Origin of the sequence: Streptomyces sp. NPDC048197 (assembly GCF_043202395.1) — a bacterium.
Lineage (GTDB): Bacteria > Actinomycetota > Actinomycetes > Streptomycetales > Streptomycetaceae > Streptomyces > Streptomyces siderophoricus.
In genome coordinates this window covers 404,065-421,412 of record NZ_JBIDAJ010000002.1, presented here as the reverse complement: position 1 = coordinate 421,412, position 17,348 = coordinate 404,065, and the positions used below count along the sequence as shown (strand labels likewise).

The following is a 17,348-nucleotide window of genomic DNA, read 5'->3' as shown; positions in this document are numbered from 1 at the left end:
CGAGGTGCGTCAGGAAACCGGCCGCGAGTCCGCCCAGATGCCCTCGAACTCCTCCCGGTAGGTCTCGAACAGCCCGTGGTCGCCGTCGCGTCCGTCCCGGGCGTCCTGCCGGACGAGGTCCCGGGAGCCGCCGCGCAGGACGAAGACCGGGGATTCCATGCCGCGGCTCTTGCGGAGGTACGGCTGGACGACGGCCAGACCGTCGGCCCCGTCGCCGTCGACGAGGTAGGCGGTGAACCGCGGGGTCTCGTCGAAGACCTGGATCTCGAAGGCGCCGGGGTCGCGCAGCCGGGCGCGCACCCGGCGCATGTGCAGGATGTTCATCTCGATGGAGCGGCTCATCTCGCCCTTCTTCAGGCCGATTTCCCGTTCCCGGCGGCGGACCGCGCTGCTGGCCGGGTTGAGGAAGAGCAGCCGGACCCGGCAGCCGGATTCGGCGAGCCGGACCAGGCGGCGGCCGGAGTAGTTCTGGACGAGGAGGTTGAGCCCGATGCCGACGGCGTCGAGCCGGCGGGCGCCGCCGAAGAGGTCCTCGGCCGGCAGCTGGCGCTGGAGGCGGACCCGGTCGGGGTGGACCCCGATGACGTCGGCGTAGCGGTCCCCGACGAGGTCCTCGACGGCGTCGATGGGCAGTCGCCCGGAAATACGGGTGCCGGCACCGGAGCCGAGTATGTCCAGCAGCCGGGCGGAGGCACGCTCGGCCTGGGCGAGCACGGTCTCGGACAGCGCGCGGTTGCGGGAGACGATGTTGCGGGCGACCTCCAGCTCGTCGAGGGCCAGTTCGACCTCCCGGCGGTCGTCGAAGTACGGCTCGAAGCAGGGCCAGTGCTGGACCATCAGTTCGCGGAGTTGCGGCAGCGTCAGGAAGCTGACGATGTTGTCGTCCGCGGGGTCGAGGAGGTAGCCCTTGCGGCGGCTGACCTCGCGGACCGCGACCGCCCGCTGCACCCATTCCTGACCGGCGGGGCCGGCCGCGGCGATCACCCATTCGTCGCCGTGCACCGGCTCGTAGATGGGCCGCAGCACGGCCGCCACCACGGCCCGCAGCCGCTGCTCGACGAGATTCAGCCAGATGTAGGCACGTCCGGCCCGGCGGGCACGGGTGCGCACCTCGCTCCACGCCTCGGCGCCCCAGTCCAGCTCCGCCCCGATCTCCAGCGGTCGTGCCAGGGACACCGCGCCGGGCGGTGCGTCGACGGAGCCGCCGTCATGCCCCTCATGACTCTCGTCACCAGGGGGCAACTCCAGCCCGCCGCTCACCTGCCACCGCCTTCCGAACCCCCGTGCCAACGATCAAGGCAGACTACTGCGGTGCGGGAGGCGGTGCAGCAGGATGGGTCGAGTCGTCTACCAACTCCCCTTATCCATAGTGCCCGTTGTGACCGGCGAGGGCGGGCGGAGTGAGCGGATTCATAGCCGTGACGTCGCGCGGGACCAGCTGGAAGCCCTGCCAGTGGACGGGCATCGGCTCCTGGTCCTCGTCCCTGGCGATGTGGTGGAACCCGATGTTGACCCACGCGATGGGGTGTTTCAGCGGCTGTCCGTTGACCCAGGTGTCCACGCTCCGCCCGGCGCGGGTACCGCAGTTGGCCAGGTTGTTGCTGGCGAACCGCTCGCAGGTGTTGTAGTCCGTGAAATAGACGTCGTGCCGGGTGTAACCGCGGCCGGTGTACTTGCTGGTGTGGCCCGGCACGATCTCGTACGAGCGCGGATGGCCGTCCTTGTTGCGGCCGTTGGGGCTGACCACCCGCCACCAGCGCAGCGGTCCGGCGTCGCCGGCGAGTTCCCGGGTGACGGGGGTACGGGTGGTGCGGATGGTGGGCGTGTTGCCGCCGGGGCGGGTGGTGGTGGCCGAATCGAACTGCTCGACCTTGTTGGCGGAGGATCCGTCCAGGCCGAAGTCGAGGCGCCAGAAGACGTTGTGGCTGTGGCTGGTGGCGTAGTCCTTGGCGCCCTTGCCGAGCGGCATGCCGCGGCCGTCGCCGGCGTCGTAGTCACCGGGTGAGACGGTGCCGGTGGCGCCGACCTGGAACGTCATGGTGCCGTCGCCGGCGAACCGCCATTCGGTGAGGTACTCGTACCAGCCGACCTTGTTGACGGTGTAGACCAGCAGGTCCTGGCCCTGGAGCTGGTAGGTCGGGGCCTGCTCGCCGGGGTAGGGGCCCATGCGGTAGGCGTGGCCGCGGGCGCGGGTGGTGGTGCACAGGCCGCTGACATTCGGGTGGGCGGGGTCGTAGGCGCCGGGCACCTTGACGGTCTTGATGGTGCCGCCGGGGCACTCGGCGGGGGTGAGTTTCTGCAGTCCCTGGGCGAAGCCCTGGCCGGTGAGGTCGTCGTACTCGTTCCTGCCGTCGTCGTAGGGGACGTGGATCTGGCCGAGGCGGGCGCTGGTGAGCACCTTGACCGGGCGGGGTTCGCCCTTGGGCCGGTACGAGACGTCGTCCAGGACCAGGCCGGCGTTGCCCTCGTAGTGCCAGCACATCTGCCAGGTGGTGCCGCCGTCCAGCGTCCGGGAGATACGGAACGCGGCGGAGCAGGGCGGGGCGGTGGCGGCGGCGCGGGCTCCGGGGGCTTCGCGGACGTCGGGGGCCGCCTGGACGGCCGGGGCGGTCAGCAGGGCGCTCGCGGCGAGCAGTACAGGGGCGGCGGCGAGCGCGGTGGTGCGCCGGCGGATGCGGGCGCCGGTGGTGTGCCTTCCGGGCATGGTGGCGGCTCCGGGGAGGGGAGAGGGTGGCGGTGGTCAGCCGAGGCGGGCGACGGTGCGGGCGCTGAGGTCGATCACGAGGCGGCGGGTGTCGATCCACGGGCCGTTCTTGACCTTGGTGAAGAGGTGGACGCAGCGGTGCGGTCCGCAGGCGGCCAGGGCGCCCGGGGCGTCGCCCTCGGCGCGGCCGCGGTAGACGAAGCCGGTGACCGCGAGCGGGCCGGGTCCGGTGAGGTCGTGGCCGGTGGCGTGGCGGTAGTCCTGTCGCAGTCCGGCGCCGAGCGGGTCGGCGATCAGCAGCCGGGCCGCCTCGACCGCCTCGGTGTGGCTGGGTGGCGGCTGGACGCCGTGCTGGGTGTCGGTGGCCTCCACCCTGGAGGTGGTCAGATTGACCGTTGTGGTGACGTAGCCGTCGGTCGCGTAGTCGTAGAACGAGACCAGGGCCCGGCGCGGCGGGTCGGCCAGGCCGGCTTCCGAGGGACGGCGTTCGGCCAGATCGGTGAGGAGCGGCTCGGGCCCCGGGCGGCCGGTGACGTTCCTGGCGGCGTTGCGCAGGGCGCGCGGCTGCGCCAGGTCCCGGGCGCGCCGGAGCTCGTCGCCGGTGAGCGGATCGCGTCCCCGGCCGCGTTCGCCCTGGGCACCGGCCGGCTCGACGACGCCCGGCGGCGGCGCGCCGGGGCCGCGTCCCGGGGCCGGGGCGCCGGCCCCGGCCGGCCGGGCGTCCGTCGTGCCGGTGGCACCGGCGCCGGCCGGCAGGGTGACGGCGGCCATGACGGCGGTGCCGGTCAGCGCCAGGGCGGCGCCGGCGAGGGCCTTCCCGAGGTGGCGGTGCAGCAGTCGGTGCACGGTTCCCCCCTGCTGTCACATCCGTGACATGCGGTCGCGGTCCCCCGTGGGTCCTCCAGTAGGACGACCATTAGGACGATCCGACATCCCGACGGGTTGCCACCATTCAGCGGGAATCTCGCGAAAATCCCTCTGTGAGGGACAAGTTGCGACAAGTTGGGGAAGGAATTCCCCTCGGTCCGCGGACGTGTGTCGTGGAGTCGCCGCAGCGCCCGACGAGAAAGTGGAAGAGTCTACGCATGCAGGTCTGGCCGGGACAGATGTATCCGCTGGGTGCCACCTATGACGGGGCGGGCACCAACTTCGCGGTGTTCTCCGAAGCCGCGAACCGCATCGAACTGTGTCTGCTGCACGACGACGGCTCGGAGACCGCCGTCGAGCTGCGCGAGAGTGACGCCTTTGTGCGGCACGCCTATCTTCCGGGGGTGATGCCGGGACAGCGCTACGGATTCCGGGTGCACGGTCCCTACGAACCGCAGCGGGGGAACCGCTGCAACTCCGCGAAACTGCTGCTCGACCCGTACGCCCGGGCGATGAGCGGGGTGATCGACTGGGACGAGGCGGTCTACGGCTACCACTTCGGGCGGCCCGAGGTCCGCAACGACCTGGACTCGGCGCCGCACACCATGGCCTCCGTGGTGGTCAATCCGTACTTCGACTGGGGCGACGACCGTCCGCCGCGCACCGCGTACCACGAGACGGTGCTCTACGAGGCCCATGTGAAGGGCCTGACGATGTGTCATCCGGAGCTCCCCGAGGAGCTGCGCGGCACCTATGCCGCGCTGGCGCATCCGGCGATCATCGAGCACCTGACGAAGCTCGGGGTGACCGCCCTGGAGCTGATGCCGGTGCACCAGTTCGTCCAGGACCACCGGCTGGTGGACGCCGGGCTGACGAACTACTGGGGCTACAACACCATCGGTTTCTTCGCGCCGCACAACGCCTACGCCTCCTGGGGCGACCGGGGGCAGCAGGTGCTGGAGTTCAAGACGGCGGTGCGGGCGCTGCACCAGGCCGGTATCGAGGTGATCCTCGACGTGGTCTACAACCACACGGCCGAGGGCAGCCATCTGGGGCCGACGCTGTCGTTCCGGGGGCTGGACAACGCCTCGTACTACCGGCTCTGTGACGACCGGCAGTACTACATGGACACCACCGGCACCGGGAATTCCCTGCTGATGCGCAGTCCGCACGTGCTCCAGCTGGTGATGGACTCGCTGCGCTACTGGGTGCAGGAGATGCGGGTGGACGGCTTCCGCTTCGATCTGGCGGCGACGCTGGCGCGCCAGTTCCACGAGGTGGACCGGCTGTCGTCGTTCTTCGACCTGGTGCACCAGGACCCGGTCGTCAGCCAGGTGAAGCTGATCGCCGAGCCCTGGGACGTCGGCGAGGGCGGCTATCAGGTGGGGAACTTCCCGCCGCTGTGGACCGAGTGGAACGGGAAGTACCGCGACACCGTGCGGGACCTGTGGCGGGGCGAGCCCCGGACCCTCGCGGAGTTCGGGTCCCGGCTGACGGGCTCGTCGGACCTCTATCAGGAGGACGGGCGCCGCCCGCTGGCCTCGGTCAACTTCGTGACCTGCCACGACGGCTTCACCCTGCGCGATCTGGTCTCGTACAACGACAAGCACAACCAGGCCAACGGCGAGGACAACCGCGACGGTGAGCGCTACAACCGGTCCTGGAACTGCGGTGCCGAGGGGCCGTCCGACGACCCCGGGGTGCGGCGGCTGCGGGCCCGTCAGATGCGGAACTTCATCGCCACGCTGATGTTGTCGCAGGGCGTGCCGATGCTCAGCCACGGGGACGAGTTCGGCCGCAGCCAGGGCGGCAACAACAACGCGTACTGCCAGGACAACGAACTGTCGTGGGTGCACTGGCCGGAGCCCGCGGGCCCGGAGGAGGACGCCTACGCGACGGACGAGGCAGACGAGGCAGACGAGGCGGACGGGGCGGAGCCGGAAGAGGCGGCGGCCGCGGAGTGGGGTGACGAGGAACAGCTGGAGCTGCTGGAGTTCGTCCGGCAGATGGTGTGGCTGCGGCGCGACCACCCGGTCTTCCGGCGCCGGCGGTTCTTCCAGGGACACCCGATCGAGGGCACCCACGACGAGCTGTCGGACATCGCCTGGTGCACCGCGGGCGGCCGGGAGATGGGCCCGCGGGACTGGCAGTCGGCGCACGCCAAGTCCCTGACGGTCTTCCTCAACGGCAGCTCGATCTCGGAGCCGGGGCCCCGCGGGGAGCCGGTCACCGACGACTCGTTCCTGCTGATGTTCAACGCCCACGACCAGGAGAAGGAGTTCACGGTTCCGGAGCACCTCGGCCGGCAGTGGCAGGTCGTGGTGGACACCGACCGGCCGCGGTCGGTGGCGGACGGCGGGGGCGCGAAGGTCAAGGCGGGCGACCGGCTGACGCTCACCGACCGGAGCATGCTGGTGCTGCAGCGGCCCGCGTAGCGGCCGCGGGCGCCGGGGCCGGGCCCCGGGTGGCCAGGGCGATGCCGAGGATCAGTACGGCGGCGCAGACGGCCACCGCGAAGGCGGCGGACGGGCTGTACGCCTCGGCGAGCCGGCCGGAGGCGGCCAGGGAGAGCGCCTGGCCGCCGACCACCGCGCTGGTGAGGAAGGCCATCGCTTCGGCCAGCCGGGTGGCCGGCACCAGGCGTTCGGTCAGCCCGAAGACGGTGATCAGATGCGGGGCGATGGCGGCCCCGAGCACCACGACGACCAGATACAGCGCCCCCAGCGTCCGTACCCACAACAGCGGCACGGACAGCACGATCAGCGCCGCGGCGGCCGTCCGCCAGCGCGCCGGCAGCCCGATCCGGGCGGGGACCAGCGCCAGCGACAGCCCGGCGGCGGCGCTCATCACCCCCATCGCGGCATAGACCAGCCCGGCCTGGCCGGGCTGGTGCAGACGGTCGGTGAGGGCGGTGATGCCGGCCTGGCAGGCACCGAAGAGGACGCCCTGCAGCGCCATCGACGCGCGCATCCCGTGGACCGCCCGGGGCGTTCGGGCGCGGGCCGGTGCGGCTTCGGCCGGTTGCCGTCCGGCGGGCCGGACCGCGGCCGCCGTCGGGTGCAGCGCGAACGCCGAACCGCAGACGGCCAGCAGCACCGCGGCCAGGGCGAGCGCGACGGCCGGCCGGGCGAGGGTGGCGGACAGCCCCACCAGGGCCGGGCCGAGCACGAACGACACCTCGTCCAGGGTGCCCTCGAAGGACAGCGCGGTGGTGACCGTGCGGTCGTCGGCCCGGGCCCGGCGGGCCAGCGCGACCAGCCGGGTGCGGGCGAGCGGGCCGATCTGCGGCACGGCGGCCCCGGCCAGCAGCGCGAGCAGCACCAGCGGCAGGGTCCCGGCCCGGGCCAGGGCGGCGGCCACCAGGGCGGCCACGGCGAGCGCGTCGCACCAGCAGGCGGCCAGCACCACCGGACGCTGGCCGTGCCGGTCGGCGAGCCGGCCGAGCAGCGGCCCGCCGGCCGTCTGACCCGCCGCCAGGGCCCCGCCCACGAGGCCCGCGGTGGCCAGTGAGCCGCTGGTGTCGGCCACCAGCAGGAGGCTGCCGAGCTGGCACATGGCGGTCGGGAGCCGGCCGAGGAAGGACACCAGGGGCAGCAGCGGCCCGCTGAGGGCGATCACCCGGCGGTAGGCGGTGACGGCGGTCATCGCCCGACGCTATCCGTCCGGGGCCGCGCGCCGTACGCACCGGACGTACGAAGCGGCCGGCCGCCCCGGCGTACAGGGTTGGAGGAAACGACGACGCCAATGCCGCGCAGCGATGACAGAACGGGCCGTCGGCGGGGTACGGGTGTTCCCATGACGCAGCCCTCGAGTTTGTCGCCGACCGCCACCTACCGGCTGCAGCTCCAGCCGGACTTCCCGTTCTCGGCCGCCGAGCGGGTGGTCCCCCATCTGGCCGCGCTGGGCGTGTCCCATCTGCACCTGTCGCCGGTGCTGGAGGCGGTGCCGGGGTCCACGCACGGGTACGACGTCGTCGACCACACGGAGGTGCGGGCCGAACTGGGCGGCGAGCCGGGCCTGCGGTCCCTGGCGGCGACGGCCCGGGCGCACGGCCTCGGGCTGGTCGTCGACATCGTGCCGAACCACATGGCGGTGCCGGGGCCGACGTTTCTGAACACGCCGCTGTGGGAGGTCCTGCGGGACGGCCCGGCGTCCCCGTACGCCCGCTGGTTCGACGTCGACTGGGACGGCGGGCACGCCGGCCGGCTGCTGCTGCCGGTGCTGGGCGGGAGGATCGGCGACGAGGCACAGCACCTCCGCGTCGATCCGGAGGACGGGGTGCTGCGCTACCACGACAAGGTCTTCCCGCTGCGCCCCGGTACCGAGGAACTGCCGCTGGCGCGCCTGCTGGAGGCGCAGTGGTACCGCCTCGCCTGGTGGCGGCTGGCCCGCAGCGAGCTGAACTACCGCCGCTTCTTCACCATTTCGGACCTCATCGCGGTGCGCGTCGAGGAGCCGGAGGTCTTCGAGGCGACGCACGCGACGGTGCTGCGGCTGATCCGCGAGGGCGTCATCGACGGGCTGCGCATCGACCACCCGGACGGGCTGGCCGACCCCGTCGGCTATCTGGCGCGGCTGCGTGCGGCCACCGGCGGGCGCTGGACGGTCGTCGAGAAGATCCTCACGGGCGAGGAGCGACTGCCCGGCAGCTGGGCGTGCGCGGGCACCACCGGCTATGACGCGCTGCGCCACATCGACGGGCTGTTCGTCTGCCCGCAGGGCGCCGGGCGGCTCTTCTCCCACTACCGGGACTTCGTCACGCCGCTGGCCGACGAGGGCGGCGACTGGGAGGAGACGGTGCGCCGGGCCGCCTACGAGGTGGTCAGCCATGATCTGGCCGCCGAGGTGGAGCGGCTGGTGCGCACCGCGGCCCGGATCAGTGCGCGCGATCCGCGGCCGGGCGACCATGCGGCGTGGGCGTTGCGGCAGGCGCTGCGGGAACTGCTCGTCCGGCTGCCGGTCTACCGGCCGTACGCCGGCGACGCCACGCGGGCGGTGCAGGACGCGGCGATGCTGGGCCGGGCGGCGGCCGGGGCGCGCACCGCGTTCCGGGTGCCCGAGGAGGCCCGGGCGGTGGACCTGATCCACGATCTCGCGCTGGGGGTCGGCGCGGACGGGGAAGCCGCGCTCGACGATGCTCCGGATCCTGCCGACGGTCCCGACCGGGCCGACGGTCCCGACCGGGCCGACCGTCTCGACCGGGCCGACTTCGCCGCCCGTTTCGCCCAGACGGCGTCCGCGCTGCACGCCAAGTCCGTGGAGGACACCGCCTTCTACCGCTATCCGGTGCTGCTGTCGGCCTGTGAGGTGGGCGGCGACCCCGGTGAGCCCGCGCTCGGCCCGGAGGCGTTCCATGCGTACGGCGCCCGCATCCAGCGGGACTGGCCGGCGACCGGCACGGTGCTCTCCACGCACGACACCAAGCGCAGCGCCGACGTCCGGGCGCGGATCGCGGTGCTGTCGGAGTGCCCGGACCGGTGGCGGGACGTGCTGGCCGGGATCGGGGAGGACGCGGTGTGCGGCGCCGGGGCGGCGTTGCTGCCCGCTGCCGGGCCGGCCGATCCGATGGTCTCCTGGCTGGCCTGGCAGACCGCGTTCGGCCTGGGCGCCACCGCCGACGGTCCCGCGGCCACGGCGCCACCACCCGGCGAGAGCTGGGGAAGGGTGGCGCCCGCGGTCCTCAAGGCCGTGCGGGAGGCCGGGCTGCGCACCTCGTGGACGGAGCCGAACGCGGCGTACGAGGAGGCGGTGACGGAGTTCGTACGGACCGGGCCGTGCGGTGTGACGGCTGCGCCGCTGGCCGCGCTGACGGCGCAGCTCGCGCCGTACATCCGCGCCAATGTCCTGGGTGCGGCGCTGCTGCATCTGACGATGCCGGGCGTCCCGGACCTCTATCAGGGGACCGAACTCACCTACGCCGCACTGGTCGACCCGGACAACCGGCGGCCCGCCGCCTTCCGTCCGGAGCTGCTCGCCGAACTGGACGGCGGGGCGGGGGGCAGACCGGACGGCGGGCCGGACTGCGGGGCGAACGGTGGGGGCGCGCCGCTCGATCTGGCCGGTGAGAAGTTGCGGTTGACCGTCGCGGCGCTGCGGCTGCGGCGGGCGCATCCGGAGTGGTTCGGCGCGGCCGGCTCGTACACCCCGGTGTACGCGGAGGGGCCGGCGGCCGAGCACTGTGTCGCCTTCTGCCGTACCGGGCGGGTGCTGACGGTGGTGACCCGGCTGTCGCTGCGCCTGGTGGAGACCGGCGGCTGGTGGGACACCGGGCTGCGGATGCCGCCGGGCGGCCCCTGGCGCGATGCGCTGTCGGGGGGTACCGGGCGGGAACTGCCGGGTGGCGAGGTGGTGGGGCTGAGCGAGCTGTTGTCCCGGTCGCCGGTGGCGTTGTTCGTACGGGAGTGACGGGCCGGCGCGTCCTCCGTTCGGGGCGGGCCGTGGCCCGGTTCATGGGGTGTCCGCCGGGTCGGTGGCCGCGGGGCCGGTCGTGCGCAGGAGGTCGGTGAACTCCGCGGCGGCGCCGGTCAGTTGGACCCGGGAGAAGACCGTGATGTCGCGGCGCCACGGTGGGTCGGTGGGCACCGACGCGCAGTCCAGGCCGGTCAGTTCGTGGGCCGCGGTGAGCAGCACCCCGACGCCCGCCGAGGCCATCCGGACGGCGGTCGAGGTGTGCTGGGTGCGGACCGCGGTGCGCGGGGTGAAGCCGGCCCGTTCGCACTCCACGTCCAGCCAGCGCCGGCCGTCGACCACCGGCTCCAGGCTGCAGCGCACCCAGGGCCGGTCCGCGAGGTCCGCCAGCCGCACCGAGGGCCGGTCGGCGAGCGGATCGCCGTGCGGGACCACGAGCACCATGCGCTCGTTTCCGACCACGCTGACCGGCCCCGGCCAGTCATTGGGGCGGGGCCCCAGCGCCATGTCGGCCACCCCGCGTGCCATCTGTTCCTCCAGCTCACCGGTGGTGGCGTATTCGTGCAGCACCAGGCGTACGCCGGGCCGGGACCGGGCCCAGCGGGCGCAGACCTCCGGCAGCACTCCGAGGGCGTGCGCGTGCACCGTGGCGATGTGGAGTTCTCCGGTCCGGGCGCCGCCCGCGGCCAGTGCGGCGCGCCGGGCCTGCCGGGCGCTGCGCACGGCGAGTTCGGCGTGCGGGAAGTAGGCCCGGCCCATCGCGGTCAGCCGTACCCCGCGCGGCATCCGTTCCAGCAGCGGGCCGCCGACCTCCCGTTCCAGTGCCTTGATCTGGTGGGAGAGGGCGGACTGGGTGACGTGCAGGGCCTCGGCGGCGCGGGTGAAGGACTCCTCTTCCACCACGGCTACGAGGTATTCCATCTGGCGCAGGCTCATGGCCGGCCTCCCAGGGTTGTTTCTGCGGCGCCGTGGTGGTTGCTCACCGTTGCTCCGCCACACCGGCATGACGATTCCTCATCAGCTCCATAAAAACATTGCCTTGGACTCATGAGTGCAGGTGGGCGGAGGCTGGGCCCATGAGTGAGAGGGATCGATTCACCACACCCGACGTCATCGTGATCGGCGGCGGCACCGGCGGGTACAGCACGGCGCTGCGGGCCGCCGCGCTGGGGCTGCGGGTGGTGCTGGCCGAGCGGGATCTGATCGGCGGCACCTGTCTGCACCGCGGATGCATCCCCAGCAAGGCGATGCTGCACGCCGCCGAGCTGGTGGACGGGATCGCGGAGGCCCGGGAGCGATGGGGCGTCAAGGCGAGTGTGGACGCGCTCGACTGGCCGGCGCTGGTGGCCACCAGGGACGGCATCGTGGCGCGCAACCACCAGGGCGTGGAGGGGCATCTGCGGACCGCGGGGGTGCGGGTGCTGCGGGGTACGGCGCGGCTGACCGGGCCGCGTACGGTGCATGTGGAGGGCGCCGGGGAGCTCACGGCCGGGCGCGGCATCGTGCTGGCCACCGGGTCCCGGCCGCGGCTGCTGCCGGGGCTGGCGGCGGACGGACGGACCGTCGTGACCAGCGATGATGCGCTGTTCGCCGCGGAGCTTCCGGGGTCGGTGCTGGTGCTGGGCGGAGGCGCGATCGGTGTCGAGTACGCCTCGTTCCACCGGTCCATGGGGGCCGAGGTCACGCTCGTCGAGGCGGCCGAGCGGTTGCTGCCGTTGGAGGACGCCGATGTGGGCCGCCATCTGGCGCGCGGGCTGAAGAAGCGCGGTATCACGGTCCGGACGGGCTCCACGCTCGTCGGCACCGAGCTCCTTCCGGACGGGGTCCGGGCGACCGTACGGACCTCCAAGGGCGAGGAGGTGCTGGTCGAGGCGGAGCGGCTGCTGGTGGCGATCGGGCGGGCGCCGGTGACCGACGGGCTGGGGCTGGAGGCGGCCGGGCTGGCCACCGACGAGCGGGGGTTCGTGGTGCCGGCGGACTGGTCGCGGCTGGAGACCGCGGTCCCGGGCATCCATGTGGTGGGAGACCTGCTGCCGCCGCCTTCCCTGGGGCTCGCCCATGCCTCGTTCGCCGAGGGGATGTTGGTGGCCGAGACGCTGGCGGGGGTGCCGTCCCGGCCGGTGGACTACGCGACGGTGCCGCGGGTGACGTACTCCTCGCCGCAGACCGCCTCGGTCGGCCTGACGGAGGAGGAGGCGCGGGCCCGGGGACTGGCGGTCCAGGTCAACACCCTGCCGCTGACCGCGACCGCGAAGGGCATGGTGCACGGCAAGGGCGGCCTGGTGAAGGTGATCGCGGCGGCCGAGGGGGCGGCGGGTGCGGCCACCGGGGCGGTGCTGGGCGTGCATCTGGTGGGTCCGCAGGTCTCGGAGATGATCGCGGAGAGCCAGCTGATCGTGGCCTGGGACGCCGAACCGTCCGATGTGGCGCAGCTCGTGCACGCCCATCCGACGCTGTCGGAGGCGGTCGGTGAGACCTTCCTGACGCTGGCGGGACGGGGGCTGCACCAGCACTGAGCGCCGGCACCGAGCACCGGCGCCGTGCGCCGGGCCGCCCGGTTAATTCGGTTGCGGTCCGGCGCACGGCTGTCACCATGGCCCGGTACACAGGGATGACTGAACTGGAGCACGGAATGCGCGGATTCCTCGGAACGACTCATCGCCCCATCCGGACGACCGTCTTCGAGGACACGCCCTTCCATGCACCTTTCGCACACCCTGAACATCGGGATTCTCGCCCACGTCGACGCGGGTAAGACCAGCCTCACCGAGCGGCTGCTGTTCGACACCGGCGTCATCGACCGGCTCGGCAGTGTGGACGCCGGTGACACCCGGACCGACACCGGCGAGCTGGAGCGGCAGCGCGGCATCACGATCCGCTCGGCGGTCGCCTCCTTCACCGTCGGCGACGTCCAGGTCAATCTGATCGACACCCCCGGCCACTCGGACTTCATCGCCGAGGTCGAACGGGCCCTCGGTGTGCTCGACGGCGCCGTGCTGCTGCTGTCCGCGGTGGAGGGCGTCCAGGCCAGGACCCGGGTGCTGATGCGGACGCTGCGGCGGCTGCGCATGCCCACCCTGCTCTTCGTCAACAAGATCGACCGGCCCGGCGCCCGTGGGGCGGAGCTGGTGGCCGACATCCGCCGGCTGCTGACCCCGGCCGTCGTGCCCCTGACGTCCGTGACCGGTCTCGGCACCCCGCAGGCCCGCGCGGTCCCGTACGCTCCGGCGGATCCGGAGGCGCGCGAGCGGATCGCGGAGGCCGTTGCGGAGGTGGACGAGTCGGTGCTGGCCCGGCTCGTCGAGGGCACACCGCCGGACGCGGAGCAGCTGCGGGCGGCGCTGTCCGCCCGGACGGCCGACGGGTCGCTGCATCCGCTGTTCTTCGGCTCGGCGCTCGGCGGTCAGGGCGTCCGGGCGCTGGTCGACGGCATGGTCCGGCTGATCCCGCCGGCCCCGGTGGCGCCGGTCGGTCCGCCGCGCGGCACCGTCTTCGCCGTGCACCAGCCACCACAGGGCGAACGGACCGCGTATCTCCGGTTGTTCGCGGGCGAGCTGCGGGCCCGGCAGCGGGTCGAGCTGCACCGCGCCGGCGGCGACCCGCTCACCGGCCGGATCACCGCGCTGGACGTCGTCGGGCGGCCGCCCGGGGACGACGGGCCGCTGACCGCCGGCAACATCGCGGTGGTCCGCGGGCTGCCCGGCATCCGGACCGGCGACCGGCTGGGTCCGCCCGGCGACACCCCGGACGGCCCCGCCCACTTCCCCTCCCCCACCCTCGAATCCGTGGTGCACGCCCGCGACCCGGAGCGCGCCGCCGCCCTGCGCGCCGCGCTGCTGACGCTGGCCGACCAGGACCCGCTGCTGGCGGTCCGCCCGGCGCCGGACGGCGCGACCTCGGTGCTGCTGCACGGCGAGGTGCAGAAGGAGGTCCTGGCGGCGACGCTGCGTCAGGAGTACGGCATCGAGGCCGGCTTCGCGCCGAGCCGGGTGGTGTGCGTGGAACGGCCCTGCGGGGTCGGCGAGGCGCTGGCGGAGATCGCCCGGCGCGGGCACACCGGGCCGTGGGCCACGGTCGGGCTGCGGGTCGAGCCGGGCGCCCGCGGCTCCGGTCCGGTCTTCACCTACGAGACCGAACTGGGCGCCCTGCCGCACGGCTTCCACCAGGCCGTCGAGGAGACCGTGCTGGCCACCCTGCGCAGCGGTCCGCGCGGCCTGGCGGTGACGGACTGCCGGGTCGTGCTGACCCGGTCCGGGTTCATCGGTCCGGTGAGCACGGCCGGCGACTTCCGGGCGGTGACCCCGGGAGTCCTGCTGCGGGCGCTGGACCGGGCCGGCACCCGGGTCTACGAGCCGTACCACGCCTTCGAGGCGGAGGTTCCGGTGGACGCGCTGGCACCGGTGACCGCCCGGCTCGCGGCGCTCGGCGCGGAGCTCGACCGGACCACCGGCGGCCGACGGTCCTGGCTGATCAGCGGGGCCCTCGCGGCGCGTCATGTGCCGCAGATCCAACGGGACTTGCCGGGCCTGACACACGGTGAGGGGGTGTGGACGTCCAGCCCGTCGGGGGACCGTCCGGTGCGCTCCGACCTCCCGGAGGCAGGGGTTCAGCGCTCCGTGAGGACGTAATCCACGTGGCCGAAGGTGATGTGGTCGCCGGGGCCGACCGGGACCTCGCCGACCACCCGGCGGCCGTTGACGCAGGTGCCGTTGGTGGAGCCGAGATCGCGCAGCAGCCAGCCCTTGCCGGCGCTGCGCAGCTCGGCGTGCGCGCGGGAGACCGTCTCGTGGTTGAGCCGCAGGCCGACGCCCGGTGCCCGCCCTATGACCAGCGGGAGGGGGCTCGGTTCGGGCAGCAGCAGCTTGGGCAGCCGCTCCATCCGCCAGGCCCGGCGCACCCGGAGGTGGAACGCCGACACCCGGCCGACCGCCCGCAGCAGGGTGCCCTGGACCTTGCCGCGGCTCGCCAAGTCGGCGGTGAGCAGGTCCAGTTCGGCGTTCTCCTGGGCGGTGAGCACGAGTTCCAGCCGCCGCAGGAAGGTGTCCTGGGACAGCCGCCCCTGCGCCGCGCCGTCCCGCAGCAGGTCAAGGGCGCGTTCCCGGTCGGCGTCCGACGGCCGCGCCGGACGCGCGGGGAACTCCAGCGAAGTCATGCCGTGATTGTCGGGCTCGCGCGAGCCGCTGTCCAGGCGAGGTGGGTGCCAGGCAGCGGGCGGCCCCGGGCGGTGCCGGACGGCCCGTCGAACGGCCGTCAACGGCCCGTCACCTCGCCGGAACGGACGCACGCATTGGCGCGATGTCGGCCCGTGCCGCCACGTCGGGCTGTCGGGCGGCGCGCCGGCGTGCTTGGGTCGTCCGGACCGGGTGCGAACGAAGGAGGACGGCCGTGCTGTTCGAGGTGTGGGCGCCACGCGCCGGGCGGGTGACTCTCCGGTGGGCGGGCGAGCGGGCCACCGAACCGGAGATTCCGATGGCTCCGGACGACGCCCGCGCGGGCTGGTGGCACACCGAGGCGCCGGCCCGCGACGGCGACCGCTACGCGTTCCGGCTCGACGACGGGCCGGCGCTGCCCGACCCCCGGGCCGCCCGGCTGCCGGTGGGCCCCGGCGGCCCGGCCGCGGTCGTCGAGCACGACCGGTTCGGCTGGCGCCATCCGTGGTCCGGCCGCCCGCTGCCCGGCGCGGTCCTGTACGAGCTGCACATCGGGACGTACACCCCGGAGGGCACGTTCGACGCCGCCGCCGCGCGCCTGCGGCACCTGGCCGACCTGGGCATCACCCACATCGAACTGATGCCGGTCTGCCCGTTCCCGGGCACCCACGGGTGGGGCTACGACGGGGTCGCGCCCTGGGCGGTGCACGAGCCGTACGGCGGGCCCGAGGGCCTGAAGCGGTTCGTGGACGCGGCGCACGGCCTGGGCCTGGGCGTGGTCCTCGACGTGGTGCACAACCACCTCGGCCCGTCCGGCAACCATCTCCCGGAATTCGGCCCGTACTTCACCGACACCCACCACACGCCGTGGGGCGCGGCGGTCAACCTCGACGCGCCCGGTTCCGACGAGGTCCGCGCCTACTTCCTCGGGAGCGCGCTGTCCTGGCTGCGTGACTACCGGCTCGACGGGCTGCGGCTGGACGCCGTGCACGCGCTGCACGACGACCGGACCCCGCACTTCCTGGCCCAGCTGTCCGCGGCCGTGGACGCGCTGGCCGGCCGGCTGCACCGCCCGCTGTTCCTGATCGCCGAGTCCGATCTGAACGATCCGCGCACCACCGCGCCGCGCACCAGCGGCGGCCAGGGTCTGCACGCCCAGTGGAACGACGACTTCCACCACGCCCTGCACACCGCGCTCACCGGCGAGTCGCAGGGCTACTACGCGGACTTCGCACGGGCCCCGCTCGCCGCCCTCGCCAAGACCCTGACCGGCGGATTCTTCCACGACGGTACGTACTCCAGCTTCCGCGGCCGGCCGCACGGGGCACCGCTGGACCTGCGGAAGACCCCGGCGTACCGGCTGCTGGCCTACGCCCAGACGCACGACCAGATCGGCAACCGGGCCCTCGGCGACCGGCTCGCCGCCGGCCTCTCCCCCGGCCTGCTGGCCTGCGCCGGCGCGCTGGTGCTGTGCGCGCCGTTCACCCCGATGCTGTTCATGGGCGAGGAGTGGGGGGCACGCACACCCTGGCAGTACTTCACCGACCACACCGATCCCGAGCTGGCGGAGGCGGTACGGGCCGGCCGGCGGCGGGAGTTCGCCGAGCACGCCTGGGCGGGCGACCGCGCCGAGTGGCCCGACCCGCAGGACCCGGCCACCCGTGACCGCTGCGTGCTGGACTGGTCCGAGCCGGCCGTGGCCCCGCATGCCGGCCTGCTGGCCTGGTACCGCACGCTGCTGGCACTCCGTCGCGAACTGCCCGCACTGACCGACCCGGACCCGCGGCACACCTCGGTCCGCTTCGACGAGGAGGCCCGCTGGCTGCTGCTGTGCCGCGGTCCCCTGCGGGTGGCGGTCAACCTCTCGCCGCAGGCGACCGCCGCGGTGCCGCTCCCGGCCGGGGACGGCGGCCGGCAGCCGGCCCTGCAAGCCCTGGCGGGCTGGCCGGCGGCCCGGCTGCCGGGGGCGGACGGCATCCTCCGGGTGCCTCCGGAGTCGGTGGTGGTAGTGGGGCCGTGAGCTTCCCGGGCCCATGAGCTTCCTGGGCCCGTGAACCGGCTCGGGAGGGGGGCGGGGGCGGACGGCGCGGGGCGGAGGGTGCGGGGGGGGCGGCAGAGGCCCCGGCCGGCCGGCAGGCCGGCGACGACGCCAGGCCGGCGCCGCCGAGGGCCTCCGTGACCGGGGGACTCGCTCTCGCCCGAGCGTCCCTCCGACCAAT

General features: G+C 73.9%; 11 protein-coding genes. 5 read left to right on the top strand and 6 right to left on the bottom strand.

The window, feature by feature from the left end:
* Positions 1–9: 9 nt before the first annotated feature.
* The 3 genes from ACGF4C_RS04815 to ACGF4C_RS04805 form a co-directional block, all read right to left on the bottom strand.
* A complete protein-coding gene (locus tag ACGF4C_RS04815) occupies positions 10–1,260 on the bottom strand; it encodes an SAV2148 family HEPN domain-containing protein (RefSeq protein ID WP_393563278.1) in 1,251 nt (416 codons plus the stop codon).
* 100 nt (positions 1,261–1,360) lie between these two features.
* Complete coding sequence (locus ACGF4C_RS04810; RefSeq protein ID WP_393563276.1) at positions 1,361–2,704, bottom strand: copper amine oxidase; 1,344 nt, start codon at positions 2,702–2,704, stop codon at positions 1,361–1,363.
* A 36-nt stretch (positions 2,705–2,740) separates the two neighbouring features.
* Entirely contained in the window at positions 2,741–3,550 is an 810-nt protein-coding gene (locus ACGF4C_RS04805; protein ID WP_393563275.1) for a Tat pathway signal sequence domain protein, read from the bottom strand.
* A gap of 239 nt (positions 3,551–3,789) precedes the next feature.
* On the opposite strand from ACGF4C_RS04805, the gene glgX reads away from it, so the two are divergent.
* Positions 3,790–6,006, top strand: a complete 2,217-nt coding sequence (gene glgX, locus ACGF4C_RS04800) for a glycogen debranching protein GlgX (RefSeq protein ID WP_393563273.1) — start codon at positions 3,790–3,792, stop codon at positions 6,004–6,006.
* Here glgX and ACGF4C_RS04795 read toward each other — a convergent pair.
* Positions 5,966–7,216 carry an MFS transporter gene (locus tag ACGF4C_RS04795; protein WP_393563271.1) on the bottom strand — a complete coding sequence of 417 codons (1,251 nt, stop codon included), beginning with the start codon at positions 7,214–7,216 and terminating at the stop codon, positions 5,966–5,968. The genes glgX and ACGF4C_RS04795 overlap by 41 nt on opposite strands.
* A 150-nt stretch (positions 7,217–7,366) precedes the next feature.
* Here ACGF4C_RS04795 and treY point away from each other — a divergent pair, with 150 nt between their 5' ends.
* Positions 7,367–9,976 (top strand): malto-oligosyltrehalose synthase, encoded by a 2,610-nt coding sequence (treY, locus tag ACGF4C_RS04790; RefSeq protein WP_393563270.1) that lies wholly within the window; start codon positions 7,367–7,369, stop codon positions 9,974–9,976.
* A gap of 42 nt (positions 9,977–10,018) precedes the next feature.
* On the opposite strand, the gene ACGF4C_RS04785 is transcribed toward treY, so the two are convergent.
* Positions 10,019–10,915 carry a LysR family transcriptional regulator gene (locus ACGF4C_RS04785; RefSeq protein ID WP_393563269.1) on the bottom strand — a complete coding sequence of 299 codons (897 nt, stop codon included), beginning with the start codon at positions 10,913–10,915 and terminating at the stop codon, positions 10,019–10,021.
* Between the two features lie 140 nt (positions 10,916–11,055).
* Between ACGF4C_RS04785 and lpdA the strand changes: the two genes are divergently transcribed.
* Both lpdA and otr(A) read left to right on the top strand, forming a co-directional pair.
* A complete protein-coding gene (gene lpdA, locus ACGF4C_RS04780) occupies positions 11,056–12,495 on the top strand; it encodes a dihydrolipoyl dehydrogenase (RefSeq protein ID WP_393563268.1) in 1,440 nt (479 codons plus the stop codon).
* Between the two features lie 183 nt (positions 12,496–12,678).
* Positions 12,679–14,607 (top strand): tetracycline resistance ribosomal protection protein Otr(A), encoded by a 1,929-nt coding sequence (otr(A), locus tag ACGF4C_RS04775; protein WP_393563267.1) that lies wholly within the window; start codon positions 12,679–12,681, stop codon positions 14,605–14,607.
* On the opposite strand, the gene ACGF4C_RS04770 is transcribed toward otr(A), so the two are convergent.
* The gene (locus ACGF4C_RS04770; protein WP_030412518.1) at positions 14,586–15,131 is read right to left on the bottom strand and encodes a DUF1707 and FHA domain-containing protein; all 546 of its coding nucleotides are present in this window, start codon (positions 15,129–15,131) and stop codon (positions 14,586–14,588) included. The genes otr(A) and ACGF4C_RS04770 overlap by 22 nt on opposite strands.
* 233 nt (positions 15,132–15,364) lie before the next feature.
* On the opposite strand from ACGF4C_RS04770, the gene treZ reads away from it, so the two are divergent.
* On the top strand, positions 15,365–17,149 hold the full coding sequence (treZ, locus tag ACGF4C_RS04765) for a malto-oligosyltrehalose trehalohydrolase (protein ID WP_393563264.1): 1,785 nt from the start codon (positions 15,365–15,367) through the stop codon (positions 17,147–17,149).
* Positions 17,150–17,348: the final 199 nt, after the last annotated feature.